The organism is Stutzerimonas sp. CXK-1 (genome assembly GCF_057738225.1).
Window position 1 is genome coordinate 246456 of sequence record NZ_CM173217.1, and the last position, 26818, is coordinate 273273.

Here is a 26818-nt window from a genome sequence, read left to right on the forward strand (position 1 = left end):
GTAGAGCATCCGGAATTTTGTCGCAGGGTCTTTCAGAGCCGGCCGTCGGCATCGCCTGGCGTGCCGCGAAAAACTGCAACGGGGCTGGCGAGTTAGCCGCGGCATAGCCTCCATCGGCCGGATGGGAGGCGCAACGCGTACGTCGGGGCGACGAGCTGCAGGCTGGATTGGCCGCGGATGCACGACATAATGCGCTGAGCCCGGCCTGCTGCCGGGCGTCGTTTTTCTCCGTTGCGAGGCACCTGCTGCATATGTGGTACACCGGTTTTCTCGATCTGTCGGCCTGGCAGCTCATCGTCGCCACGCTGGCCCTGACCCACGTCACCATCGTCAGCGTGACCGTCTATCTGCACCGTTATTCGGCGCACCGTTCGCTGGAGCTGCACCCGGCGCTCAAGCACTTCTTCCGCTTCTGGCTGTGGCTGACCACGGCGATGAACACCCGCGAGTGGACCGCCATCCACCGCAAGCACCACGCCAAGTGCGAAACCCCGGATGACCCGCACAGCCCGGTGCACAAGGGGCTGGGCACCGTCCTGCGCAAAGGGGCCGAGCTGTACATGGCCGAGGCGAAGAACGAGGAGACCCTGCGCATCTACGGCAAGAACTGCCCGGACGACTGGATCGAACGCAACCTCTACAGTCGCTTCCCGAACCTGGGCATCGTCCTGATGCTGGCGCTGGATCTCGCGCTGTTCGGCATCATCGGCCTGACCGTCTGGGCGGTGCAGATGATCTGGATCCCGTTCTGGGCCGCCGGCGTGGTCAACGGGCTCGGCCATGCGGTGGGCTACCGCAACTTCGAATGCCGCGACGCTGCGACCAATCTGGTGCCCTGGGGCATCCTCATCGGCGGCGAGGAGCTGCACAACAACCACCACACCTACCCCAACTCGGCCAAGCTCTCGGTACGCAAATGGGAGTTCGACATGGGCTGGGCGTGGATTCGCCTGTTCAGCCTGCTCGGCCTGGCCAAGGTCACCCGCGTCGCGCCGATCGCCCATCGCATCGAGGGCAAGGGGCATCTGGACATGGACAGCGCCATGGCGATTCTCAACAACCGTTTCCAGATCATGGCGCAGTACCGCCGGCTGGTGATCGTGCCGCTGGTGCGGCAGGAGCTCGGCCGTGTGGATGCCTCGGTGCGGCATCAGTTCCGTCGTGCCAAGCGCCTGCTGGCGCGCGAGCCGAGCCTGTTGCAGGACGAGCAGCAGGCGCACATCAGCGCCATGCTCGAGCAGAGTCAGCCGCTGCAGGTGATCTACGAAAAGCGCCTGGCGCTGCAGCAGATCTGGACGCGGACCAGCAGCAACGGGCACGAGATGCTGGCCGCGATCCGTCAGTGGGTGCAGGAGGCCGAGGCCAGCGGTATCCAGTCGCTGCGCGAGTTCGCCGAGCACCTCAAGACCTACTCGCTGCGTCCGGCCCCGGCAAGCGCCTGAGCCGCTTTTCCGGTCAGTCGTCCGCTGCCTGACAAATTCCCGGGGCGCTCCGGAACTTTGCATATCGGCGACTCTCTGAAAGGCATTCTCAACCCGCCGTAGGCGCCGAACTAGAGCGCCTGCGGTAATTCTGGAATGCCTTTATGCAGTTGCTTGGCAATCGCACCAGCGCGGGCGGCCTGTTGCCCGGCGCCGATCCCCAGATGCTCGTGGCGCTGATGCATGCGCGTGCCGAAGTGGCACGCCTGCGCGAGCGCGACCATCTGTTCAGCACCCTGCTCGGCGGGGTCAATGCCGTCCTCTGGGCCTTCGACTGGCAGGCGCAGCGGATGATCTACGTCAGCCCGGCGTACGAGCGCATCTTCGGGCGCTCCGCCGCACTGCTGCTCGCCGACTACAGCGAGTGGCGCAACAGCATCTATCCGGACGACCTGGAATACGCCCAGAAGAGCATGCTCGACGTGCTTGACGAGGGCGCGGTGGAAACCCGCGAGTACCGCATCATTCGTGGCGATGGCCAGCTGCGCTGGTTGAGCGACAAGTGCTTTCTCGGGCGGCCGGCGCAGAACGGCCAGGGGCCGATTCTGGTCGGCATCGCAGAAGACATCACCGAGAAGAAGCAGCTCGAGGGTGAGCTGCAGCGGTTGGCTACTACCGATGTGCTGACCCAGAGCAGCAACCGCCGGCACTTCTTCGAGTGCGCCGGGCGCGAGTTCGAGCATGCCCGGCAGTTCGCCACGCCGCTGGCCTTCCTGCTGCTCGACATCGACGACTTCAAACGCATCAACGATTGCCACGGCCACCAGGTCGGCGATCAGGTGCTGCAGCGGGTGGCCGAGTGCGGCAGCCGTGTGCTGCGGCGCGGCGACCTGTTCGGCCGGATCGGCGGCGAAGAATTCGCCTCGCTGCTGCCCGGCTGCCAACCGGACCTGGCCGAGCAGATCGCCGAACGCCTGCAGGGCGAGATCCAGCGGCTGAGCTTCACCACGCCGCGCGGCGAGCGCTTCCGGGTGACCGCGAGCTTCGGCCTGACCTATCTCAAGGCCAGCGATCTCGAGCTCTCGGCGCTGTTCGCCCGCGCCGACGCGGCCATGTACCGGGCCAAGCGCCTGGGCAAGAATCAGGTGATCGTTGCCTGAGCCGGCCGCCACGGCCGGCGGGGCTGATGTGTAGCCCTCGGCTCAGAGGTTGCTGGTACTGACTCCCAGCCGCTCCATCCGGTAGAGCAGGGTGCGGCGCGGCAGGCCGAGTTCGCGCGCGGCCTGGCTCTGGTTGCCGCCGTTCTTGCGCAGGCTGTCGACCAGCAGGTTGCGCTCGACGCGTTCGAGCCGTTCGCGCAGGTTCAGCGTGCTGTCCAGCGCGTCGTCCACCGCGCGCAGGCTGAAATGCTCCGGCAACAGCTCACCGCCGTCGCAGAGCAGGACGGCGCGCTCGACCAGGCCCTTGAGTTCGCGCACATTGCCGGGAAAGCCGTAGGCGGCCAGCTGCTCCAGCGCCGCATCCGACCAGCGTACGGTGTCGCGTTGCAGGAAGCCGCAGGCCTTGTCGGCGAAATGCCGGGCCAGGCGCAGGATGTCCTGGTCGCGCTCGCGCAAGGGCGGCAGCTCGATGGGAAACAATGAGAGGCGGTAGTACAGGTCCTCGCGAAAGCGCCCTTCCTCGACACGTTTGTGCAGGTCCTGATGGGTCGCGGCGACGATACGCACGTCGACCTTGTGGGTGCGGGTGCTGCCCAGCGGTCGCACCTCGCCTTCCTGTAGCACACGCAACAGCTTGGCCTGCAGGGTCAGCGGCATGTCGCCGATCTCGTCGAGAAACAGCGTGCCGCCATTGGCCGCATCGAACAGGCCTTCGTGGTCGCGCTCGGCACCGGTGAAGGCCCCCTTGCGATAGCCGAACAGTTCGCTTTCGAGCAGGTGCTCGGGCAGCGCCGCGCAGTTCTGCACGACGAAGGCCTGGCTGCGCCGCGAGCCGCAGTCATGGATGGCGCGGGCGACCAGCTCCTTGCCGGTGCCGGTCTCTCCGGTCAGTAGCACGCTGACCGGGTTGTGCAGCACCTTGCCGATCAGGCTGTACACGGCGCGCATGCGCGGGCTGTCGCCGATCAGGCCATAGCCGCTGGCGCAGCGCGGAGTATGGGTTTGCTCGGACGGCGCCGGGTGTGCCACGCCGCGCAGGCGGTTGAGCAGTTGCACTTGGCCAAGGGCAAAGCGACCGAGGCTGGCCAGCGGCTCGACGGCTTCGGCGAGGTCCTGCCCGGCTCGGCTTGCGACCACCAGCAGCCCGACCGCGTGGCCCTCGGCATTCGGCAACGGCAGGCACAGCAGGCTGCGCCAGGGGCGTGCCGCTTCGGGCAGAAAACCCGTCGCGTGCAGGCTTGCGTCGAGCGAGGCGATGCTCAGCAGCCGGTTCTGGCTCAGGCAGTACTGCAGCAGTTGCTCGCCGTCATAGTCGCTCGGCAGGCTGGCGGCGTCGTGGCGCCGTTCGCCGTCGAACCATTCTGCCGACAGCGTCAGCCGTGTATGGGTCGCATCGAGCAGGTAGAGCTGCGCCAGCGGGCATCCGGCCAGTTGTGCAGCGACTTCCATCAGCCCGCCCAGCCAGGCGCTGGTGTCTGTACTCCAGGCGAGTTCGGCGAGTTGTGCTAGCAGGCGGCTCGCCGCGCCGGGCATGGCCGCATCGGGGATCACCGCCGAGACCTTAAGCGAACTCACAGACAACCGCTCCATCACCGTCGAGTGTGGCATGCACCTGCTGCAGGGCTTCGCCGTTGGCCATGGCAGCGAGCAGGCGGTCGACCACCTGCGGCTGCAAGGTCTGGTCGATCAGGTGGTCGATCAGCCGCGCGCCGCTCTCGCTGTGCGTGCAGCGTTCGGCGAGGTGATCGACCAGCGCCTCGCAATGGCTGAAGCGCAGATTGCGGCGCGCCAGCCGTTCGCCGAAGCGCGCGAGCTTGACGCCCACCAGTTCGGCCAGTACCTCGCCGGCGACCGGGTAGTAGGGCACCACCTTCATGCGCCCGAGCAGCGCCGGCTTGAAGTGACGGCTCAAGGCGGGGCGGATGGCCGTCTCCAGGTCCTCGGCCGCGGGGCGCTGGCCGGCGGCGCACAGGCGTGCGATCTCGTCGCTGGCGAGGTTGCTGGTCATCAGGATCAGGGTGTTGCGGAAGTTGATCTCGCGGCCTTCGCCGTCGTTGGCCACGCCCTTGTCGAAGATTTGATAGAAGACATTCATCACGTCCGGATCGGCCTTCTCGACCTCGTCGAGCAGCACGACGGAATAGGGCTTCTGCCGCACCGCCTCGGTGAGCATGCCGCCTTCGCCGTAGCCGACGTAGCCGGGCGGCGCACCGATCAGTCGCGAGACCGTGTGCTTTTCCTGGAACTCGGACATATTGATGGTGGTAAGGAAGCGCTCACCGCCATACAGCAGGTCGGCCAGGGCCAGCGCGGTTTCGGTCTTGCCGACGCCGCTGGGGCCGACCAGCAGGAACACGCCGACGGGCGCGTCGGGGCGGTTCAGGCCGGCCGCGGTGGCGCGCATGGCCCGGTCCAGCGCGGCGACCGCCTGTTCCTGACCGCGTACACGCCGGCGCAGGTCGTCGGCGAAGCTCAGCACCTTGCTGTTGTGTTCGCGCGCCAGCTGCGACAGCGGCACGCCAGTCCAGTGGCTGATCACTTCGGCCACCAGGCGCGGGCAGACCTCGAAGCTGACCAGCCGCTCGCTGGCCTGGGCCGCCGCCAACTCGGCCTGCAGGGCACGTAGCTCGGCTTCCAACTGCTCGAGGCTCGGGCGTGGTTCGTCGCTGGCGCCCTCGTCATTGCCCAGGCGCGCGGCGGCGCATTGCTTGCGCTGCTCCAGCAGGCGTTCGGCGAGATCACGCTGCACCGCCCAGCGGGTTTCCACCTGCTCCAGGTCGGCGCGAGCGGCGACCAGGCGGTCCTCCAGCGCATCCAAGGCGTCGTGGTCGACGATCAGGCCGGCGTCCAAGTCGCGGCGCATGGCTTCGCCCTGCCGTTCACCTTCGGCGATCTCGCCACGCAGGCGTTCCAGCGCCTCGGGGGCAGCAGCCAGGCTGATGCGCACGCGGGCGCAGGCGGTGTCGAGCACGTCCACGGCCTTGTCCGGTAGCTGCCGGCCAGCCAGGTAGCGTGCCGACAGTTCGGCCGCGGCGACCACGGCATCGTCGCGCAGGTAAATGCCGTGGCTCTTCTCGTACACCGGCGCCAGGCCACGAAGGATGGTGACCGCCTCGTCGACTGTGGGCTCGTGCAACTGCACCGGCTGGAAGCGCCGCGCCAGCGCCGGGTCCTTCTCGAAGTACTTCTTGTATTCGCTCCAGGTGGTCGCCGCGATGGTGCGCAGCTCGCCGCGCGCCAGGGCCGGTTTGAGCAGGTTGGCCGCATCGCCACTACCAGCCTGGCCGCCGGCGCCGATCAGCGTGTGCGCCTCGTCGATGAACAGGATGGTCGGTTTGGCGGCGCCCTTGACCTCGTCGATCACGCCCTGCAGCCGACGCTCGAATTCGCCTTTCACGCTGGCGCCGGCCTGCAGCAGGCCGAGGTCGAGGCAGAGCAGCTCGACGTTCTTCAGCGTCTCCGGCACTTCGCCAGCGGCGATGCGCAGGGCCAGGCCCTCGACGATGGCGGTCTTGCCGACGCCCGCCTCGCCGACCACGATCGGGTTGCTCTTGCGGCGGCGGGCCAGGATGTCGATCAGCTGGCGGATCGCGCCGTCGCGGCACAGCACCGGGTCTAGCTTGCCGTCGCGGGCCTGCTGGGTGAAGTTGTGGGTGAAGCGCGCCAGGTTCGATTCGCCGCTCGCGGCCGGTTTTCCGGGGGCCGTCTGGGGTTGCTGCGCCAGCGCGAAATCACGTACGCGTTCGATGTTCAGCTGCGCCAGCAGTGGCTGGTAGCGGCTACCGGCATAGCGCATCGGGTTGCGCAGCAGCGCGAGCAACAGCGCGGCCTGGTCGATCTGGCTCTGGCCGAGTTCGAGGTTGCCGACCAGCAGGGCGTCCTGCAGCCACTGCACCAGCTCGGCGGAAAATACCGGGTTGCGCGATTCGCTGTGCTCGCCGCGGGCCTGCAGGGCCTGGGCCAGCTCGCCCGCGTCCACTTCGGCGTCCTGCAGGGCGCGTAACAGCAGGCCGTCGGCGCGCCCGAGCAGACCGAGCAGCAGGTCTTCGACCAGGATCTTGCTGCCGCCGCGTACCACGCAGCGTTCGGCGGCGCCTTCCAGGTCGCGCTTGGTCGGCGCGTCGAGCGCCTGGACGAGTTGTTGCAGGTCTACGTTGATCATGTCGGTTCCTTAATGAAGCTTGCTGCCGAGGGTGACCATGCCGTCGGCCCGTTCGGTGCCGAGCCAGCTGGTCCAGCCGAGGCGGCAGGGGTTTCCTTCCCCGATGCGCAGCTCGCGGATGTCGTCCTGGCGCAGGGCCAGGCGGATGTCGTAGTCCAGCGGGTCGCGCAGGGTGAAGCGCACCAGCGCGCAGAGCGGCTGGTAGCCCGTGCCGACCGGCAGGAATTCGTGAAAGCGGTCCCAGCTGAGCTGGCGGATGTGGATGCGGAACTTGCCGCCGCGATCGCGTACCCGCTCGCCCAGCACGAGGTTTTCGCCGAGCTGACTGTTGGCGCGGCCGAGGCGGTTCTGCTGCTCGCCGAGGATGTCGACCTGGCGCTCCAGGCATTGCTCGATGCGCAGGTCGGCATGCTTGAAGTAGTAGCGCAGCACCGACTCGATCAGCGCCGCCGAATGCGCGCGCAGGCTGAGCAGGCCGAGGTAGGGCAACAGGCGCTTCCAGTTCAGCTCGCTCGCCGCGCGGATCTGCTCGCCGCCGAGCCCGATGAGGGCGAACAGCTGTTCGGACAGCGGGTCGCGCGCGCGCGTGGTGAAGCGCGCGTAGTAGCGGTACTTCTGCCAGATCGGCAGCAGCAGGCGCTGCAGGCGGTCGTTGAACAGGTCGAGAAATTCGCGCGTCGGGTTGCCGTCGATGCTGTCGCCCAGCGCCTGGTCGGCATAGAAGGCTGGCAGCGGCGAGCCGGCGCCGAACAGGCTGACCAGGTTCAGCCGCAGCCGGGCGCGCCAGCCGCGGCCGTCCTCGTAGAACTCGACGGCGTCGATATCGGTGCCGGGAAAACCAAGGCTCGGGTTGGCCTGGAAGTCCAGGCGCTCATACAGGGCCTGCTCGTCGAGCTCCGGATGCACCGCGCGCAGGCGATCCAGCGCCAGCAACACGCCCTGGAACAGGCTGTACTCGCGAATGCCCTGGCTCAGCCGGCCGAGCCCGGCGCCGTGCGGCCCGCTGCTCAGAGCAGGGGCTGTTGCGCTCAAAGTAGTTGTTGCACTCAAAGTAGGGGCTGCTGCCCCATGCGCGGCGTCCATTGGTACACCTCTCCCTGTGTACTGCTCACGCGCAGCTCGTGGTACGAGTTGAGGCTGGCGTAGAGTGCGAAGAATTCGTTGAGCACCGAGGCGAACAGGAACAGGTCGCCTTCGCCCAGGTAACCGTCCGGGTCCATGGTCAGCTCGGTCCGCACGCCGCGCACCGGCAGGCCGCGGTGCAGGCGGTCTACATGCTGATGGGCGATGGCTTTCAGCCCGCCGAGCAGGCGCTTGCTGACCTTCTCGGCGTGCTGGTCGTAGTAGCGCGGCAGGTCGTAGGTCTCGAGGATCACCTTGAGCGCCTCGACGTTGGCCAGCGACAGGTAGTTGAGCGACATGTTGCTGATCAGCTTCCACAGGAAGTCGCGGTGCAGCGGCGGCGCATAGCTCGGCGTGACCGGGCTGATGTTGCGAAAGGTGAGGAATTCGGGCGTGTCCTCGCAGGGCAGGCAGATGTCGCCCAGGCGCAGCTTGCGCGGCAGGTTCTGGTTGGTGCAGGTCAGCTCGATCGACAGCGTCTCGTGGCCGTCCAGGTCGCGCAGGCCGAACGCCAGGTAGGTTTCCAGGCCATCGCCGAGCAGCGACGGTTGCTGGCGGACGCTGTAGTGCGGGCGCGCCACGGGGACGTCGAAGCTGGGGTCGTGCTCGAAGGACTCGAACGGCACGTACTCCTCGTAGCCCTTGCCGCCCGGCTTCCAGCCGGTGACCCGGTTGACCGAGAAGATGCCGCAGCCGCTGCTGTCCAGCTCGGCGGGGCGCACCAGGTACTGGTCCTGCTTGCCGTCCAGGCGCACCGGGATGGCATCGTGCTCGAACAGGTTGACCACCGGCGTGCAGTACAGCCGCACGTTGTCGCGCGTCGGCCGGATGCGCTGCGCGCCGGCCTTGCGGATGTCGAAGCGCAGCTCGAACCCGCGCGCCTGCTCCAGGCGCTCCTTTGGCAGGCGTTGCAGCGCGTCGAGGCCGCCGAGGTCGACAAAGAGAAACTTTTCCTGGAAGGCGAAGTATTCCTGCAGATGCCGGTAGCCGCGAAAGGTGTTGAGCGGGTAGGGGATCAGCGCCTCGTCTTCGGCGAAACCGACCGGCTCCACCTTGCCGGCCTCCAGCGCCAGGGGCGGCAACGGCAGGCCCTGGGCGTCGGTGAATGGCTTGCCCTGGGCATCCAGTGCGATCAGCTGAATACCGTCAAGATGGCGCAGCAGGCTGAGGTAGAGCATCTGGCTGACGTAACGCTCGCCGGCCAGGTGCAGCCGCAGCCGGCGCACGTCGACCTCGCCCAGATGGCCATCGGCAGTCATGCCCAGGCGCAGGCTCAGCAAGGCGCCGTCGCCCTTGACCGAGTAGTTCAGCTCGGTCAGTTCCAGCGGCAGCACCTCGGTGGCATAGGCCGTGCGGAAACGGCAGGTCACTCCGCGTACCGGCTTGGCCTCGACTGGCGTGTGACGCGGCACGCTGAGCGCCTTGCCACTGCGCTTGACTGGATCGAACTGCAGCATGCTGAACGCCGGCAGCGGCCGCATGTAATTCGGCCACAAGAGGTGCATCAGCGAGTGGGTCAGCTCCGGCAGCTCGTCGTCGAGTTTCTGCCGCAACCGTCCGGTGAGAAAGGCGAAGCCTTCGAGCAGGCGCTCGACATCCGGATCGCGTCCAGCCTGCCCGAGGAACGGCGCCAGCGCCGGGCTGCGCTCGGAAAAGCGCTTGCCCAGCTGGCGCAGGGCGGTGAGTTCGCTTTGGTAATGATGGTTGAAGGACATTGCTAACGGTTCATCCTTGTCGTTACGTATCCGACGCGCTTAAGCGGGGCTCTCCTAGCGTCGGCGGTAGCATCCCGTGCTGGATCCCATGGCCACGAGCAGGCAGTTGCCGCGTGGCGCCAGCCTCATCTTGTGGAAGAAGGTCCTCGGCTCGCCTTCCTGAAGGAGGGTACGTATAACCGTGAAGTGGCGTTCGTCGGGCAGAACCTCTGCCCATACGAAGTCGTCATTGGTACGGGAGGCGCGCACGCCGAGCATCTTCAGCGTGCGGCCTGGGCGTAACGGTAGAACCACATCCTCGAACACGCTGGCATTCCAGACCGTCTGTTGCTCGCTATCGTCGTCAAACACCCATCGGACTTCGAGAGGCGTCTGCATGGCATCGAGGGACATCGAGAAACTGCTGAGCCGGTAGTTCTCGTGGTTCTCCGCTGCCGCCGAAGGTTCGGTGAAGTCGGTGGTAGCAATACCTAGCGTCTCTTTGGGCAGGATGGGCTTCGGCCTGACGTCCAGTTCAACCTGTCCGTCGACCATGGACCAGCGGCCCCTCGCATTGATGTCGGTGGAGCCGTAGTAAAGCACCGCCTCGAACGTGCCCTGCTCACGAAGCAGCAGCTGTGAGCCCATTTCCATCACGCCGACCAGTTCGTAATGTCCGGCCAGTTCACGCGGTGGCGGGGACGTGCTGCTGCAAGCGGCTAATGTCAGCGCGAGGGCGGCGAGTGCCGTGCGGGCGCAGGACGAAGAGAATTTACCAAGAGCCATAGGGCACTCCATGCTGCTCGATATAGGCCTTGGCCTCATCCGAGAGGAAGTAATAGTGTCCATCGGACTTGCCGCCGTATGGTCCGACCTTGCTGATAGCTGCCTCGAAGCGGCCGATTTCGATGGGCTCCAGGCAGGGGCCACTGACCCAGGCCTTGGCGATACCGCCGGGGGCCAGGCCGATGGTGATGACCTTGCGATACACGCCCTCGACGAGGCGCTTTTCTCCAAGACAGTAAGGAGCATGTGGCTTGAGCATTTCCTCTCGCACCCATTCGGGGATATTGATGCGCACGTTGTAGGTCTGCGGCTCGACCAGCGATTGCCAGCGCACGAAGATGATTTCCGGCAAGTCGATGCCGGGCAGGTTCTTGCCGGCTCCGCCTCCAATTCGCTCTGGCCAACCCGCAACTGTGCTGGCGTAGGACGCGACTCCGCTGCTGACGCGCTCGTAGACCAGCCCACGCTGGTCGATCACGTCCACGCTTTCGAGCCAGACCTCCATATGTTTGGGTGCCCCGATCCCGACGAACCAGGCACGATAGGGCAGTCCGGGCTGGCCCTGGCTGGTGGCACAGCCGCCGAATAGAAACAGTGCGCAGACGAGGAGGAAGGCTCTCATTCGGGGTAACCCTGTTGAGGCTTGTTGTTGTAGGTCAGGCGGACGTTGGGCGCGGGCTTGCTGATCAGCAAGCCACTACTTGGCGTCCAGTGGGCAGAAAGATGGATATAGCGTGACCAGAGCAAGCGCTCGTCTTCTTCTTCCAGACCGTACCGGCCCCCTTGGGCGTAGGCCATCAATTTGTCCGCAATGTCTTGCAGCTCGGTGGGGAGTGCCAAAGCCGGGTCTCTGTCTTGGATAGGCCGTAACGGTACATTGTTCTGCGCAGCCAGCTCCCGCATAACCCGCAGATAGACCAGCGACAACTCGCCACGAACCTGGCGTTTGATGGGTAGCAGGCCGTAGACCACGTCCTCCGGCGGCCGCTTGAAGCCGCGCTCGTAAAAGACAGGTTTACGACTGGGCCAGACCTTGGGTTCCTTCAGCGCTTCGTCAGGCAGGCCGAGGGCCTTCCATTGGTGATACTGCCGCCACGTCTCGCGTGAGGCATGGGTCTGTTCGGGCGGCGTATTGGCCGGCACTGTGGAGCTGAGCGGGCGACTCAGCAGCAGCTGCTCGAGCATCAGGGGGCGGTAGCCGCCGCCAATATCCGAGTGCGCGCCGGGCAGACAGATTTCCTGGTGATCCGGGGCGACCCTGTTGAGGGCGAAGTTCCAGCGCTTCTCGTCGCGGGCGGTCAGTTGCAGCACCTTGCGCGCGCAGCCGGGCGGCAGATAAAGGTTGATGCCGGGGTTGAGGTGGTTGGCTGGATCATAGTCGCCTTTCAGCGGGTCGATAACGGCAGCCACGGTATCGAACAGGCCGATAAAGTTGATACGGGCATGGGCAGCCCAATCGAAGTTGTCGACCAAGCCGTACTGGCCGGGTCGCAGGGTGCCAGCCAGTACGCCGCCGCCGGGCTTGAGCAGTTCGTTGGCGAAATGCCGGGCCGCCGCTGCACCGCGGCTGAAACCGAAGATATCGAACTCAAGAGTGTCGATTTGCAGGTCGGGGTTGCTTCCCTGGAAGAGGCTGAGTTGTTCCTTGACGGTCTCTGGGCTTTGCTTCACCCGCGCCAGTATCCCAGTATCGCCCCGTCCGGTGATCTGGCCATAAAGCGAGTCGGCTTCGCCACTGCTGGTGCCGATGCCATCCAGATAAACCTTGAGAAACCCCTCTCTTACGTTCGCGTCGAGCGTCTGGAACGAATCGTCCCGATACAATCCATACAACCGCGCCACATTGCTCGGCGCGTTGCCGTAGCTGCCGTCGGGCGCCTCGGTGAAATAGCCGTCGTCGTTGCTGTCGCTGAAACCATGGCGCTGGCAGTAGTCGATGACTTCCTGCAGGGTGCGCTCGCCCAGCTGTTGCAGGTCGTCGTCGCGGCATTGCTCGGTGACGGCGGCATTGGCCAGGTTGTTGCCGGTACCGTCGAAGAACACGCCGATTCGCAGGGTGATGGCCTGGCGCGCCTGTTGCTGCGGCTGCTCGACCAGCTCCTCTTCTTCGTCTTCCTCTTCAACGCCCAACGGCGCGAGGTCGCCCGGCTCTTCCTGCCAGGTGCGGGCTATTGGTTCAGATGAGCGAAAAGCCTCGGCGACAGCGGCGGCCGCAGTAACTGCCTTGGCAATTCCAAGGGCGGCAGGCGCGAGGAAGGGCGCCGCGTTGTGGCTGCTGCCGATGACCACCGTACCCGAACCGGCGGTGACGACATTGCCGTGGTTGCCCAAACTGCCCACCACCGCAGCCGGCTTGCCATTGATCAGCACGGTGGGTATCACCGCGCTGGCCATCGCCCCGCCGCAGGCGGAGGCGTCGCCCATGCGTGCGGCCGGCAGGCCGTCGAACAGCACGTCGGGCGAGCCGGCGGCGATCGGGTTGTTGCCATGACCCGGGACGGGACAGGCGGTGGGGTCGCCCAGGCGGGCGGCGGGTTTACCGGACATGGCGCTTCCTTACTCCACGCTGACTTGGCCGCTGCCGTCCAGGCGTGCGGAGAAACTGACCTGCCGCTTGCAGCCTTCGATCTCCAGCAGGCCTTCGATGGCGAAGGCGAGCGTGAGCGGATCGTGATCGCGCGGCAGCGGTACCACACGGACCTGGCGCAGGCGGGGTTCGTACGCTTCGATGAAGCGTTCGATGGCGGCACGCGCCTGCTGCAGCGAGTCGTGCAGCGAGAGGCGCATGTCGTTCAAATCGGGCAACCCGTAGTCGGGCAGCGTCTGCACGCTGCCCGCCCGGGTGCTGAGCATCTTGGTCAGATGGGCAGCCACCGAGGCCATCGCCGCGATCTCGCGGCTCCAGCCGGCGCGCCGATCGGCGTCGCCACCGAGGCGCTCGAAGAGGCTGCCGTATCCGTTCAAGTGCTTATTCCTTGTCCAGCTTGCCGACCAGCGACAGGGTGAAGTCGGCGCCCATGTACTTGAAGTGCGGGCGCACGTTCAGGCTGACGCGGTACCAGCCCGGCTCGCCTTCTACATCGCTGACGACGACCTGGGCGGCGCGCAGCGGACGGCGGCTGCGTACTTCGGCGCTGGGGTTTTCCTGGTCGGCGACGAACTGGCGGATCCACTTGTTCAGTTCCAGTTCGAGGTCGGTGCGCTCTTTCCAGGCGCCGATCTGCTCGCGCTGCAGCACTTTGAGGTAGTGCGCCAGGCGGTTGACGATGAACAGATACGGCAGCTGGGTGCCGAGCTTGTAGTTCAGCTCGGCGTTCTTGCCTTCCTCGCTGTTGCCGAAGAACTTCGGCTTCTGCGCCGAGTTGGCCGAGAAGAACGCGGCGTTGTCGCTGCCCTTGCGCATGGTCAGGGCGATGAAGCCTTCCTCGGCCAGTTCGTACTCGCGACGGTCGGAGACCAGCACCTCGGTGGGGATCTTGGTCTCGATTTCGCCCATGCTCTCGAAGTGGTGCAGCGGCAGGTCTTCTACCGCGCCGCCGCTCTGCGGGCCGATGATGTTCGGGCACCAGCGGAACTTGGCGAAACTGTCGGTCAGGCGGCTGGCGAAGGTGTAGGCGGTGTTGCCCCACAGGTAGTGCTCATGGCTGCCGGCGACGTTTTCCTTGTAGACGAAGGATTTGACCGGGTTGTCTTCCGGGTCGTAGGGGTTGCGCAGGAGGAAGCGCGGTACGGTGAGGCCGACGTAGCGGGCGTCTTCCTGCTCGCGGAAGCTTTGCCATTTGGCGAACTGCGGGCCTTCGAAATGATCCTTCAGGTCCTTCAGGTCCGGCAGGCCGGTGAAGCTTTCCAGTCCGAAGAATTTCGGGCCGGCGGCGGCAATGAAGGGGGCGTGGGACATGCTGGCGACACTGGAAACGTACTGCAGGGTCTTGATGTCCGGGGCGCTCGGGTCGAAGAAATAGTTGGCGATCAGCGCGCCGACCGGCTGGCCGCCGAACTGGCCGTACTCGGCGGTATAGATGTGCTTGTACAGGCCGGACTGGACCACTTCCGGGCTGTCCTCGAAGTCATCTAGCAGGTCCTGCTTGGAGGCGTTGAGGATTTCGAGCTTGATGTTCTCGCGGAAATTGGTGCGGTCGACCAGCAACTTGAGGCCGCGCCAGGAGGATTCGAGCGCCTGGAATTGCGGATGATGGAGGATCTCGTCCATCTGCTGGCTGAGCTTGGCGTCGATCTCCGCGATCATGCGGTCGACCAGCGCCTTCTTCACCGGCTCGTGCTCGTTCTGTGGCTTGAGCAGTTCTTCGATGAAGGCCGATACGCCGCGCTTGGCGATGTCGTAGGCCTCGTCGTCAGGGGTCAGTTTGGTCTCGGCGATGATCCGGTCGAGAATGCCGAGGTCGGCGAGGTTGTTGCCGCTGTCGACGGCTGCTGCGCTAGTGCTCATGGTGTTGGCGTTCCTTGTCCAGGTGATCAGGCGTCCAGGTGTTCTTTCGCGGCCAGGCCCAGCTCGCCGAGCACGCGCTCGCGCGAATCGTCATCGGCCAGCACGCTTTCGATGGCCTTGCGGAAGGCCGGGGCATTGCCCAGCGGGCCCTTGAGGGCGACCAGGGCGTCGCGCAGCTCCATCAGCTTCTTCAGCTCCGGGACCTGCTCAACCAGGTTGGCCGGGTTGAAGTCCTTCATCGAGTTGATGCGCAGCTGCACCGCCAGCTCGTCATCGGTCTGCTCGTCCTGCAGGCGGTTCGGCACGCCGAAGGTGAGGTTCAGCTCCTGCTTGGCCAGGACTTCATCGAAGCTGTTCTTGTCGATGGCGATGGGCTTGCGGTCTTCGATCTTGCGATCATCGGCGCGCTGGGTGAAGTCGCCGAGCACCATGAGTTTCAGGGGTAGTTCGATCTCTTCCTGGGCGCCGCCGGTGGCGGGCTTGAAGGTGACATTGATGCGTTCCTTGGGGGCTACCGAGCCTTCTTTGGCCATGGGTGTTCTCCTTGAATGGGTGGCCCGGGGGCCTAATCGAGCACCACCTCGAGATCGAGGTGGCACAGCCTGCGGTAGATCTCGTCCTTGCTTTCGCGTACCGCGTGGTTCTGCGGCAGCACTTCGCAGCAGTGGTGCAACAGGCGCAGCACTTCCAGGGCGAGATCGGGTTCCCAGTCGCCAAGGCCGGTGGCGCTCAGCGTCTGGTCGAGTGATTCAAGTTGGGTCTTGGCCAGTTCGTGTTTCTTCGCCTGCATGCACAGGCGCGCCAGGGCGAGCTGCCAGTGGAAGCGCTCACGTCCGCCCTGGGCGCCGGCCAGACCGGCCTTGAGGTGCTGCACGGCGGCTTTCAGGCCGTCCTTGCGTAGCAGGGGCAGGCTCTGTTCGAGTGCGCTTTCCCAGGCCGGTAGCTGGCCTGCTGCAACCGGCGTCGGCTCACGGCGCGCGTCCGGCGCTTGCAGGTGCGGCAATACCTGGCTGGCGATCCAGGCTCGGGTCTCGGCATCGGCAAAAGGCGCGCCGTCGTGGAAGCGCAGCTCGTCGAGACCGGGCAACCGCTGGAGGAACAGCGCCAGCTGAATCTCCACCTCGCGCATGGCCAGCGGCGCGTCGAGGGCCTGCAGGCATTCCCAGACCAGCCGCTGGCCGTCGAGCCAGAAGGGTGCGCGGGCGATGCTGGTTTCCAGATCGACGGCCAGTTCGGCGAAGGCGCCCTGGTCAAAGCGCTCCTTGAAGCTGGCCAGCTTGTCGGTGGGCAGGCCGCGCAGCGCGGTGACCTGTTCGGCGTTGCGTTCGGGCAGCGCCTCGATGCCGAGCCACAGCAGGGTGCGCGAGAGGCGCAGCGGCTTGAGGTCGGTGGCCTTTTGCTTGAGCCACCAGGCGGCCAGCGGGCGGGCCTGTTCCTGCAAGGCGCGCAGGGTTTTTTGTGCGTCCTTGTCGCTGTCGATTGGTGTGCTGCCGCTCAGCACTTGCGTGGCGACCTGCTTGACCTGAGCGATGGCGGCGCCGACCGCGCCGGGTTGGGGTTTGTCCTGTGTGGCCCTGCGGATCATGCCGTCGAGCTGGCGGCAGAGCGGCAACAGCAGCGGAGCGTCTTCACCCAGCGCATTGGACAGGCAGGCTTCCAGGCCGTGCAGGCTATCGGCGAGGGCGCGGAACAGGGCGAGCTGCTCACCGACCGGCACCTCGTCGGTCAGGACCTGCTCGAGTCGCGGCACCAGCCAGCTGATCGCGGCTCCGCGGGTGCGCGGCTTGCGGGGATGCAAGGTGTGCCAATGTTCGGCACAGAGGCGATGGATGGCCTCGAGGCCGGCATGCAGCCCGCTGAAGGACTCGCGCTGGTACAGACTCCAGGCGAGCCAGGCTGCAATGCGAAGGTCCTTCGACTGGGTCTCGAGCAGAAGCTCGCAGCCGCTGCGAACCTTCTGCCAGTCGATCACCGCGGTTGCATGCACGGCCGTCGCCTTGGCCAGCTCATGCTCGAGCAGCTCGAACTCGCTGCTGTAACGTACGTCGTCGCCCGCGAAGCTCGCCTCGCCGATCGGGCGAGTAACCAGCTGAAGATAATGTTTGCTCAGCGCAGAAGAAAAGGTCATCCGTGACTCTAAGTTCATCCGTGAACTTGACGGCCAATACTTAATATCCGATTAAGCGGGCCATAAAAGGCAGGCTGCGCAGAAAGTTGCGCAACTGTTTGCGCAACAAATTGCGCAAGCCTTATGGGGCGTGCATCCTAGACGGGCCTTGGCGCCTTCCTCAAGCGTTAAAACGTGACTCGTGTAGCAGCGATTAATATTGTTCTGAAATGAGGTGGAACTTTAAGAACTGTGATTTTCTTCAAATTAAAAAGAAAAGTCGCAGGCCATTGAAGTTGGTCACGCAATAGTCGGCAATTACTTACAGGCAAGGGTGCGCTGGTTCACGGCGGAAATGTGGCAGGCTTGTTAGGCCTGCGAATTAGCCAGAAAGCGAACGCCAAGGGTATGGTACTCGCCGGGCGCGAGTCGGCGGGCATCGTCGAGCACGTTGGCGGTTTCGATGCACAGCATGCGCTGCCAGGCATCGGTTGCAAATTGCGACAGGCGCTTGGACTTCTCGATCCAGGGGTTCCAGAGGATTGCCGAGCGAGACCCTGTACTCAGCAGCTGGAGGCTGCGCCTTCCAGCGGTATCGACGAGCGTGAGCGTGTCGGCCAGCGCCAGATAGATGCGGTCCGTTTCGCCATGGAACCTGAGGTCGCCCTGCTGTTCATGGTTCTGCCAGTCGGCCAGCGTATCGACATAGGGGCAGGCGTCGAGGCCGGCCACGCGCGTCTGATGGATGTCAGCCGTGGCCAGGTAGCTGTGCAGGGCCTGGCTGATGCTGACCGGATGATCGTCGAGGTTTCGACTGCTGAGGCTCACTTCCAGCGCTTCGCCGAGGCGGATGCGCAGGGTGACCTCGACCCGGTGTGGCCACCCGGGCAGTTCGCCGGCGGCCGCCTCGGCGCAGGTGAGTTCGATGGTGGCGGCATCCGCTTCGCAGCCGCTGGTCACCACCTGCCAGTCGATGGCCCGCACCAGACCGTGGAACGGTGCGCTCTGGGTCCCCGCATACTGGTTGCGGATCGCTTGTGGATTGCGTGCCAGATCGCCGAACCAGGGCCAGCAGACCGGGATGCCGCCACGTACCGGCTGGCCACGCTCGAAGATCGCCTGCTCGCTGAGCCAGATGACGGGCTCCATGCCGTCCTGACCGTAGCGGAGTATCTGAGCGCCCTGTTCGGCGACCAGCAGCTCATTGCTGCCGCGGCGCAGGCGCCAGCAGGCGAGTTGACCCATTTCGATGCGCTGGATATCGACGAGCATGGTTTGGCTCCTTGGCAAGATCGGACTGGTGGGTCAGACCGCTGGGACGCTCAGGGATTCGCCCGAGCGCCGGCATGAAACGGTGCGCCCGGCTGCACAGCAGCCGGTGCCGGTCAGCGCCCCTGGCAGGCGTCGACCCGCAGCCAGCGCTCGAGTGCCTTGAAACCCTGCATGAGGATGAAGGCGATCACCAGGTAGATCAGGCCGGCGGTGAGGAACATTTCCTCATGCATGTAGGTGCGCGCGGCGATCTTGCGGGCCATGCCGGTCAGTTCCAGCAGGGTGATGGTGCTGGCCAGGGCGCTGGCCTTGAGCATCAGGATCACCTCGTTGCTGTACGCAGGCAGGCCGATGCGCGTGGCGCGCGGCAGGATGATGTGCAACAGCGCCTGGCTGCGCGACATGCCCAGCGCCCGTGCGGCCTCGATCTCTCCGTGCGGCACGTTCTGGATCGCGCCGCGAATGATCTCGGCGATATAGGCGGCGGTGTGCATGGTCATGGTGATGATCGCGCACCAGTACGGGTCGCGCAGGTACGGCCACAGCGCGCTCTGGCGCACCGCGTCGAACTGCGCCATGCCGTAGTAGACGAGAAATAGCTGGACCAGTAGCGGCGTGCCACGAAAGAAAAAGATGTAGGCGTAGGGCAGGGCGCGCACCGGGAAATGCCGCGAGGCCCGCGCGATGCCCAGGGGCAAGGCGAAGATCAGCCCGGCGATCACCGAGATGCCCACCAGCTGTAGCGTCAGCCAGGCGCCTTCGAGAAAGCTCGGCAGCCACTTGATGAAGAGGTCCCAACTCATGTGGCGCTCCTCACGAAGCCGCGGCCGGCGCGTTTTTCCAGGAAATGCATGCCGGTCATCGCCAGGATGGTCAGGCACAGGTAGATGAAGGCGGCGACGAGGAAGAAGGTGAATGGCTCCTTGCTCGCAGTCACGGCGATCTGCGACTGGCGCATGATCTCTTCGAGACCGATTACCGAGACCAGCGCGGTGTCCTTCATCAGGATCATGAACAGGTTGCCCAGGCCGGGCAGCGCCAGGCGCCACATCTGCGGCAGGATCAGGCGCAGGAAAATGCGCCGCTTGCCCAGGCCGAGCGCCAGGCCGGCCTCACGATGGCCCTTGGGAATCGCCAGCAACGCGCCGCGAAACACCTCGGTGGCATAGGCGCCGAAGCACAGGCCGAGGGCGATGGTGCCGGCGACGAACGGGCTGAGCGCCAGGTTCTCGATGCCGAACAGCTCGCCAATCGCGCGTACCAGGCCGATGGTGCCGAAGTAGATCAGCAGCACCCAGAGCAGCTCGGGTACGCCGCGAACGATCGTCGAATAGGTGCCGCCCAGCCAGCGTAACGCGCTGAGCGGTGAGGTCTTGGCCAGGGCGCCGAGCAGGCCGAGCACCAGCCCGAGTGCAAGGGAGGCCAGGGCCAGTTGAATGGTCATCCAGGTGCCGGCGGCCAGCGCCGGACCGAAGCCGTGAAGGTCGGGAATCATAGTCGCTCAAACACCGAAGCCCGGCATTCCGGCCCCGAGAGAGGTCTGCGCCCGCTTGTGACCGGCGCCGCCTGCCTCGGGGCCTGGCGTCATGCCGGGCCTCGGTTCGGTTGGATCAGTAGATGCTGAACGGGAAGTACTTGTCGTTGATCTGCTTGTAGGTGCCGTCAGCGATGATTTCGGCCAGGGCCTTGTTCAGGCGCTCGCGCAGTTCGTCGTTGCCCTTGCGCACGGCGATGGCGATCTTGTCGTCATCGAATACCGGCTCGCCCTTGAACTCGAAGTCCTTGCCGGCGTCGCTCTTGAGCCATTCCCACTGCACGAAGGTGTCGGCGAGGATGCCATCGACGCGTCCGGCAGCAAGGTCCAGATAGGCGTTTTCCTGGGTGTCGTAGAGCTTGATGTCAACCACGTCGTCGAGGTTGTCTTCCAGCCAGGTGCCGGCGATGGTGGCCCGCTGGGCGCCGATGACCTTGCCGTCCAGGTAGTCCTTGTCGGTCTTGAAGTCCACCGACTTGGGCGCCACGTACTGCAGCTTGTTGGTGTAGTAGTGATCGGTGAAGTCCACCGCCTGCTTGCGCTCTTCGGTGACCGACATGGAGGCGGCGAGGAAGTCGAATTTGCCGGCGTTCAGTGCGGGAATGATGCCGTCCCAGTCGGAGGTGACCACTTCGCACTCGACCTTCATCTTGGCGCACAGCGCGTGGGCGATATCGAGATCGAAGCCGACTACCTTGCCGCTGGCGTCGATCAGGTTGAAGGGTGGGTAGGCCCCTTCGGTGCCGATTCTGAGTTTTTCCGCGGCGAATGCCTGAACACCGAGGACCAGGGAAACGGCGGCGGTCAGCAGGATCTTCTTATAGCTCTTCATGCAGTTGTTGCTCCGTTAACGATGGCTGGACATGAATTGTTTACAGCGCGCCGATTGCGGGTTGTCAAATACCTGCTCGGGCGTTCCGTGCTCCTCGACCAGCCCCTGATGAAGAAATACCACCTCGCTGGAGACCTGCTTGGCGAAATTCATCTCATGGGTGACCAGCAGCATGGTCCGGCCTTCCTCGGCGAGCGACCGGATTACGCTAAGCACTTCCTGTACCATCTCCGGGTCAAGCGCCGAGGTGGGCTCGTCGAAGAGGATCACCTTTGGCTGCATCGCCAGGGTGCGGGCGATGGCCGCGCGCTGCTGCTGGCCGCCGGAGAGCTGGTTCGGATAGACGTGGCGCTTGTCGGCGATGCCGACCTTGGCCAGCAGCGCCTCGGCCACCTCGGTGGCCTCGGCCTTGCTCTGGCCGAGCACGCGACGCGGCGCCTCGATGATGTTGTCGAGAATCGTCATGTGCGGCCAGAGATTGAAGTTCTGGAAGACGAAGCCCAATTCGCTGCGGATGCGATTGAGCTGCTTGCCATCGGCCGCGACCAGATCGCCTGCCTTGTCGCGCTTGAGCTTGAGCTGCTCACCAGCGACGTAGATCTCGCCCTCGTTGGGGTTTTCCAGGAGGTTGATGCAGCGCAGAAAGGTGGACTTGCCGGAGCCCGAAGAGCCAAGGATGGAAATCACATCGCCATCGCGAGCGGTCAGCGAGATGCCTTTGAGTACTTCCAGATCGCCGTAGCGCTTGTGCAGGTTGCGGATTTCCAGTGCGGGTATGGCCTCGGCCATGCGTGTTCCTCTGTGCAGGCCGGCTCTAGCCCCTGTGGCCTGGTTTTCGAATGTGTGCGCTCCGGCGGGCGGCTCGCCATCCTGGCGAGGCGCAAAGCTAGCATGCGCTCGGGCGGTCGCCAAGCGCGAAGCGCGTCGCTGCGACCGCAGTCAGGCGGCGAAAAGCGCCTATCACGCAGCTTGTACGCCAACCCGCCAAACTGTCCGAACGGTCGAGAAAACGCCCGGCAACGGTTCAGCGCGCAGGCTGTTGTGCCTCGTTGTTGAGCATCTCGTCGTGCTCTTCCATGCGCCAGGGCAGGCTGCCGGGTGAAATGTGCAGGAAGTGCAGGTACTTCTCGAACTGATCGAGGATGTCGCTGATGATGTCCTGCTGGTCATAGCCATAGATGTCGTAGGACTGGCCGCCACGGCGCAGGAACACCTCGGCGCGATAGTAATGCTCGTCGCCGTCGGCACTGGTCGGCTGCGCAAACGAGGGCGTGGCGTAGCTCATCAGGCGGATTTCGTAGATGAAATCCAGCTGGTCGTCCTTGATCACCTCCAGATAGAGCCGCGCATTCTGCTCGTCGACGTGCACTTCGGCGGGCCAGCCCTGTTCGACGAGGCCGCGTTGCACGCGGCGCATGGCCTTGAGCACCGTCGAGCCCATGAACGCCTCGACTTCCTCACGTGCCGGGAAATTCACCAGGCCGGCCAGGCGGCGCTTCCAGACGCCTGGCCCGGTCGCGCTGAGCCGGCCGCCCTGCGCCTGCGATTGCAGGTTGAGCTGGTGGCCTTCGATCACCAGCGCGCGCCACATGCCGAGCGCGATCAGCATCATCAGTACGCAGAACGGCAGGCCGCTGGTGATGGCCATGGTCTGCAATGCGCTGAGCCCGCCGGCCAGCAGCAGCGTTGCGGCGACCAGGCCTTCGATGCTGGCCCAGAACACGCGCTGCCAGACGGGCGTCTGCGCCGCGCCGCCAGCTGCGATCGAGTCGATGACCAGCGAGCCGGAGTCCGAGGACGTCACAAAGAAGGTGACGATCAGGATCACCGCCAGCAGCGAGGCGAAGGCGCTCAGCGGCAGCTGTTCGAACAGCTTGAACAGGGCGATGGCATGGTCGGCCTGGACCTCCTGGATCAACGCCGTATAGCCCTCGACCATGATCAGGTGCAGGGCGGTGTCGCCGAACACCGAGAACCAGAAGAAGGTGAACAGCGTCGGCACGATCATCACGCCAAAGACGAACTGGCGGATCGTGCGGCCGCGGCTGATCTTGGCGATGAACAGGCCGACGAAAGGCGACCAGGAGATCGTCCAGCCGAAGATGAACAGCGTCCAGTTGCCGATCCAGTCGCTGCGGCTGTAGGCCTGCAGGTTGAAGGTGCGCTCGACGATATTGTTCAGGTAGCTGCCGGTGTTCTGCAGGAAGGTTTCGAGAATGAAGATGGTCGGCCCGACCGCGAGCACGAACAGCATCAGCAGGGTAGCGAGCAGGATGTTGAGCAGCGAAAGGTTTTTCACGCCCTTGTCGAGCCCGGCGACCACCGAGGCGATGGCCATCAGTGTGATGATGACGATCGCCACCACCTGTACCCACTCGCTTACCGGAATGCTCGGCCACAGGTAATTAAGGCCGGCGTTGATCTGGGTGACCGACAGGCCCAGCGTGGTGGCGATGCCGAACAGTGTGCCGAGGATCACCAGCACATCGACGAAGTGGCCGATCGGCCCATAGATCCGGTCGCCGATCAGCGGATAGAGCGCCGAGCGCAGCGACAACGGCAGGCCATGACGAAAGGCGAAATAGGCTAGCGCCAGGCCGACGATGCCGAAGATGCCCCAGATATGGAAACCCCAGTGGAAGAATGCGATCTGCATGGCCTGCTTGGCCGCGTCCACGGTTTCCGGTGCGCCGGCCGGCGGTGTCGAGTAATGCAGTACGGGCTCGGCGACGCCGAAGAACAGCAGGGCGATCCCGTAGCCGGCGGAAAACAGCATGGCGAACCAGGCGGGGAAGCTGTACTGCGGCTCGGCATGGTCCGGGCCGAGCTTGATGTTGCCCCATTTGGTGAGCGCAATGCCGACGATGAAGATCAGGAAGAACGCCACCGAAAGCATGTAGAACCAGCCGAACGAGCGGGTGATGTAGGCGAGTACGGCATCGAAGGTCTGCGCGGCGAGGCTCGGGTTGCTGATTGTTCCGATCACCAGCAGCAGAGTGATCGCGACGGCGGGAATGAACACCGGATAGACGATGATGGCCTTGGGTAGTTTTCTATCCATGGGGCTGTCTCCAGGTCGGTCGGCTGAAGTGGCGCTGGCAGAACGCCTCTTCAGATAGACGGTCGCAAGCGGCCAATGATTCAGCTTTTTTGCCTGGCGAGTGCCGAACTAGTCCGCCGGTTCGAGTTGATAGCGCCGCAGAATGGCCGCCACGCTGCCGTCGGCCATGGCGGCGGCCAGCGCATCGGCAAAGCGCTGGAACTCGGCTTGCCCGACGCGTTTGCGCGACAGCCCGATGCCATAGGAAACGGTCGCCAGTACGCCGACTTCGCGCAGATTGTCCAGCTGCAGTTCATCGATCAGGTGCCAGGCGACATCCTGATTGACCGCGGCGAGGCCGTCCGCGCCAAAGCGGCCGGCGGCAAGCATCTGTAACAGCCGGCGGTTGTCGGCGACCAGCTGCAGGTGCACGTCCGGCACGTCGCGCACCTGCTCGCGGAGCACGATGGAGGTGCCCGAGGGGCCGTAGACCCCCAGCGTGCGCCCGGCCAGATCCATTGGCTGGTGATAGACGAAGGCGCTGCCGTTCAAGCCATAGAGGCCATAGTGCGAGGTCACCAGCATGCGCGAGACGTGGAAGGTCTGTTCGCGCTGCGGTGAGCGGATGACCGTGAATATCCCGTCGACCTGGCCGGCCTCGGCCAGTGCCAGAGCGCGGCGCCAGGGGTAGACGGTGATCGAGCAGGGCCGCGCCAGCCTGGCGCAGACAGCCTGGACCACCTCGGCCATCGGACCTGCGCCTGCGGCATCGGCGGTGCCTGGTGCGCTGTGCGCGGCCGGGTAGGTGAACGGCGGGAAATCCTCGGTCACGAATTGCCAGGCTCCCGCGGGCATGGCCAGGATGAATGCCATCCCGGCCAGAATCGTCGAGGCAACGCTCCGCACGGCATGCTCCTGCTGAAAACCAGGCCTCCTGGACCTACCGGCAGAGCATAGCGTAAGGCCGCTTGCGCGCCGCCAAGATTGGTTCTCGCGTGTCGCTATAGCACCAGGCGAGAACCGGCGGTCGGTCAGAAGCTGACCTGATAGCCGAGCGTGAACGTGCGGCCACGGCCGTTGAACACCCGGCCGTTACGCGTGACGTCCGATCCGCTGTTGGCTGCCTGGGTGTAGTAGGTCAGGTAGTCGCGGTTGAACAGGTTCTCTATGCCCAGGCTGACTTCGCCGATCGGCAGGCGATAGCCGAGCGAGGCATCCACGAGTGTGTAGCCATCGAATTCAAGACCCGGCGTGTCGAAGCTACGGCTGGCATAGTGGTTGGCCTGCAGCAGGCTGTGCAGATTGTCGTTCCAGTTGGCCTGCCAGCTCAGGCCATAGCGATCCGGTGAAATGTTCGCACCATCGAGATCGGTATCGACCTTGCCGTCACCGTCAGTGTCCGACTGGCCGTTGACCTGGGCATAACTAAGCTTCAGGCGATGCGCCTCGTTGACCTGCCAGCCGCCGGTGAACTCGATGCCGTCGATTTCGGTCCGCTCGCGGCGGACTTGGTAGACGCCGCCAACGCTGTTCAAGCGCGAGCCCAGATCGGCGTCCGATTCGTAGTAACTGATTTCGGCGTCGAACGGGCCGTGATTCAGACGCAGGCCCACTTCGCGGTTCTCGGTCACGATCGGTTGCAGGTCGAGGAACTCGTCCACGCGGGTGCCTGGTGTGCCGATGCCGCGCAGTACGCGGCCGACGTCGGGCATGCCGAAGCCTTCCGAGTAGTTGGCGAACAGCTGCGCCCAGTCGTTCATTTGCCAGACCAGGCCGGCGTTGTAGAGGGTTTCCTCGAAGTTGGGCTGGCCGCCTTCGACCGCGACGCCACCCAGCGGGCGGTTGGTCGAGGCGATGGTGCGGAAACTGTCGACCTCGAGCTCGGCGAACTCATGCCGCACCCCGGCAAAGAGGGTCAGTTGCTCGAGCGCGCGGATCTCTGCCTGAAGGAACGGCGCGTAGTTGCGGAACACGGTTTCCGGCACCCATTCGCGGTCGGTCAGGATCAGCTGCTGGCTGGTCGTGTCCTGCAGTACGTCCAGGCCGCCAGTGAGTTTGAGGTGGTTGTCCAGCAGGCCGTCGCGGCTCAGCGTCAGCTTGCCGCCGAACTTGTCGGACTCGTTCTGCGACTGATCGAACAAGGTGCCCAGCGGCGCGATGGCGGCGTCCTGGAAGGTGCCGTTGTAGCCGCCGCCGAAGCGGGCGCGGAAGCGCTGGCTGTAAAGCTGTAGGCCCAATTCGTTGCCGTGGAAGTCCGCATTCTTGTACGTCAGGCTGGTGGCCAGCACTTCATTCTGCGGCGCCTTGCCGAGCGGTTCGCCCTTGCGCGAAGTGGCCGGAATTCCGGCGTCGGCATCGCCCGGAACGTTCACATAGTCGTGCTCACCCTCGACCTGATAGCGGTTGATCATCAGACCGAGGCTCTGATTGTCGTCCAGCCAATAGCCCAGCTTGAGCAGCAGGTCGTGGCTGGTCGAGTCCATCACGTCGCCCTGCGTATCGTCGACTCCGATGAGGTCGCCATGGGCGTCGTAGAACATGCCCTGGGTCTGCCAGCTGGCCGAGGCGAGGTAGTCGAGGTTGCCCTGGGTACCTTCGACACGGTAATCGAGCTTGTAGCCCAGGCCTTCCGAATCGTAGTCGCCTGGTGCGGTGACGCTCACGCCGGCGTGCTGGCGCAGCGTTCCGCTGGCCGGACGGCGGGTGACGTAGTTGATGATCCCGCCGGTCGCGCCCAGGCCATGCTCGGCGCTGGCGCCATGGATCACTTCGATACGTTCGACCATCGATAGATCGATCACATAGCCGTCGCGCTGGCTGTCGCGCAGCGGCGTGGACTGGGGCACGCCGTCGATCAGAATCAGCGCCGAGCGCCCGCGAAAGGTCTCGCCGGCGCTGGTCATCTTCTGCCGGCTCGGCGAGTAGGAGGGAATCAGGTTGCTCAGCACTGCACCGTGGTCGGAGGTAATCGCCAGCTGCTGCTCGATCTGCTCGCGCGTGATCACCGTAATCTTTTGTGGCGTCTTGCCCGCCTCGCTGCCTGCGCGCGTGGCGCTGATGGTGATCGCCTCGAGCTCCTTGGCGTCTTCGGCGAGGCTTGGCAGAGCATAGAGAGAAAGGACTGCCAGCGAAGCAGACAGGTACAGATTCGATTTACCAGACACGTGGGCGCTCCCTGAATTGGATTTGTGATTTCGGTCGGCGCGGCAATGTAAGGTAAACGTAAAGCAATGTCAGCAGC

At 64.8% G+C, this 26818-nt stretch carries 21 protein-coding genes; 2 read left to right on the plus strand and 19 right to left on the minus strand.

Annotated features, from left to right (window positions below; translation table 11 throughout):
- Positions 1-251 precede the first annotated feature (251 nt).
- Both desA and AC0KXH_RS01205 read left to right on the plus strand, forming a co-directional pair.
- On the plus strand, positions 252-1442 hold the full coding sequence (gene desA / locus AC0KXH_RS01200) for a delta-9 fatty acid desaturase DesA (RefSeq protein ID WP_061338071.1): 1191 nt from the start codon (positions 252-254) through the stop codon (positions 1440-1442).
- Positions 1443-1585: 143 nt separating this feature from the next.
- Entirely contained in the window at positions 1586-2581 is a 996-nt protein-coding gene (locus AC0KXH_RS01205; RefSeq protein ID WP_041108836.1) for a GGDEF domain-containing protein, read from the plus strand.
- Between the two features lie 42 nt (positions 2582-2623).
- On the opposite strand, the gene AC0KXH_RS01210 is transcribed toward AC0KXH_RS01205, so the two are convergent.
- From AC0KXH_RS01210 to AC0KXH_RS01300, 19 genes are all read right to left on the minus strand, one after another.
- A complete protein-coding gene (locus AC0KXH_RS01210; RefSeq protein WP_488224579.1) occupies positions 2624-4114 on the minus strand; it encodes a sigma-54 interaction domain-containing protein in 1491 nt (496 codons plus the stop codon).
- A 28-nt stretch (positions 4115-4142) separates the two neighbouring features.
- Positions 4143-6743 carry a type VI secretion system ATPase TssH gene (gene tssH, locus AC0KXH_RS01215; protein WP_488224011.1) on the minus strand — a complete coding sequence of 867 codons (2601 nt, stop codon included), beginning with the start codon at positions 6741-6743 and terminating at the stop codon, positions 4143-4145.
- 9 nt (positions 6744-6752) lie between these two features.
- A complete protein-coding gene (gene tssG / locus AC0KXH_RS01220) occupies positions 6753-7826 on the minus strand; it encodes a type VI secretion system baseplate subunit TssG (RefSeq protein ID WP_488224012.1) in 1074 nt (357 codons plus the stop codon).
- Entirely contained in the window at positions 7790-9580 is a 1791-nt protein-coding gene (gene tssF / locus AC0KXH_RS01225) for a type VI secretion system baseplate subunit TssF (protein ID WP_488224013.1), read from the minus strand. The genes tssG and tssF overlap by 37 nt, the downstream gene beginning before the upstream one ends.
- Positions 9581-9634: 54 nt before the next feature.
- The gene (locus tag AC0KXH_RS01230) at positions 9635-10345 is read right to left on the minus strand and encodes a hypothetical protein (protein WP_488224014.1); all 711 of its coding nucleotides are present in this window, start codon (positions 10343-10345) and stop codon (positions 9635-9637) included.
- Complete coding sequence (locus AC0KXH_RS01235; protein WP_488224015.1) at positions 10332-10967, minus strand: DUF2931 family protein; 636 nt, start codon at positions 10965-10967, stop codon at positions 10332-10334. Before AC0KXH_RS01235 ends, AC0KXH_RS01230 begins: the two co-directional genes overlap by 14 nt.
- Positions 10964-12892 (minus strand): PAAR domain-containing protein, encoded by a 1929-nt coding sequence (locus AC0KXH_RS01240; RefSeq protein WP_488224016.1) that lies wholly within the window; start codon positions 12890-12892, stop codon positions 10964-10966. Before AC0KXH_RS01240 ends, AC0KXH_RS01235 begins: the two co-directional genes overlap by 4 nt.
- Positions 12893-12901: 9 nt before the next feature.
- Positions 12902-13309, minus strand: a complete 408-nt coding sequence (gene tssE, locus AC0KXH_RS01245) for a type VI secretion system baseplate subunit TssE (RefSeq protein WP_041108826.1) — start codon at positions 13307-13309, stop codon at positions 12902-12904.
- Between the two features lie 4 nt (positions 13310-13313).
- A complete protein-coding gene (tssC, locus tag AC0KXH_RS01250; RefSeq protein WP_488224017.1) occupies positions 13314-14792 on the minus strand; it encodes a type VI secretion system contractile sheath large subunit in 1479 nt (492 codons plus the stop codon).
- Between the two features lie 26 nt (positions 14793-14818).
- Positions 14819-15325: a type VI secretion system contractile sheath small subunit gene (gene tssB / locus AC0KXH_RS01255; protein WP_041108822.1), complete on the minus strand. Its 507-nt coding sequence runs from the start codon at positions 15323-15325 to the stop codon at positions 14819-14821.
- A gap of 32 nt (positions 15326-15357) precedes the next feature.
- The gene (tssA, locus tag AC0KXH_RS01260) at positions 15358-16920 is read right to left on the minus strand and encodes a type VI secretion system protein TssA (protein WP_488224018.1); all 1563 of its coding nucleotides are present in this window, start codon (positions 16918-16920) and stop codon (positions 15358-15360) included.
- Between the two features lie 348 nt (positions 16921-17268).
- A complete protein-coding gene (locus tag AC0KXH_RS01265) occupies positions 17269-18171 on the minus strand; it encodes a D-hexose-6-phosphate mutarotase (RefSeq protein WP_488224019.1) in 903 nt (300 codons plus the stop codon).
- Positions 18172-18284: 113 nt separating this feature from the next.
- Positions 18285-18974, minus strand: coding sequence for an ABC transporter permease (locus AC0KXH_RS01270; protein WP_043217900.1), 690 nt, complete (start codon positions 18972-18974; stop codon positions 18285-18287).
- A complete protein-coding gene (locus AC0KXH_RS01275; protein WP_041108814.1) occupies positions 18971-19666 on the minus strand; it encodes an ABC transporter permease in 696 nt (231 codons plus the stop codon). Before AC0KXH_RS01275 ends, AC0KXH_RS01270 begins: the two co-directional genes overlap by 4 nt.
- A 115-nt stretch (positions 19667-19781) precedes the next feature.
- Entirely contained in the window at positions 19782-20537 is a 756-nt protein-coding gene (locus AC0KXH_RS01280) for an ABC transporter substrate-binding protein (protein WP_488224020.1), read from the minus strand.
- Positions 20538-20552: 15 nt separating this feature from the next.
- Entirely contained in the window at positions 20553-21326 is a 774-nt protein-coding gene (locus AC0KXH_RS01285) for an ABC transporter ATP-binding protein (RefSeq protein WP_041108811.1), read from the minus strand.
- Positions 21327-21561: 235 nt separating this feature from the next.
- Positions 21562-23598, minus strand: coding sequence for a BCCT family transporter (locus AC0KXH_RS01290; RefSeq protein WP_043217903.1), 2037 nt, complete (start codon positions 23596-23598; stop codon positions 21562-21564).
- 108 nt (positions 23599-23706) lie between these two features.
- A complete protein-coding gene (locus AC0KXH_RS01295; protein WP_488224580.1) occupies positions 23707-24450 on the minus strand; it encodes a substrate-binding periplasmic protein in 744 nt (247 codons plus the stop codon).
- A gap of 158 nt (positions 24451-24608) precedes the next feature.
- Complete coding sequence (locus AC0KXH_RS01300; RefSeq protein WP_041108805.1) at positions 24609-26741, minus strand: TonB-dependent receptor; 2133 nt, start codon at positions 26739-26741, stop codon at positions 24609-24611.
- Positions 26742-26818: the final 77 nt, after the last annotated feature.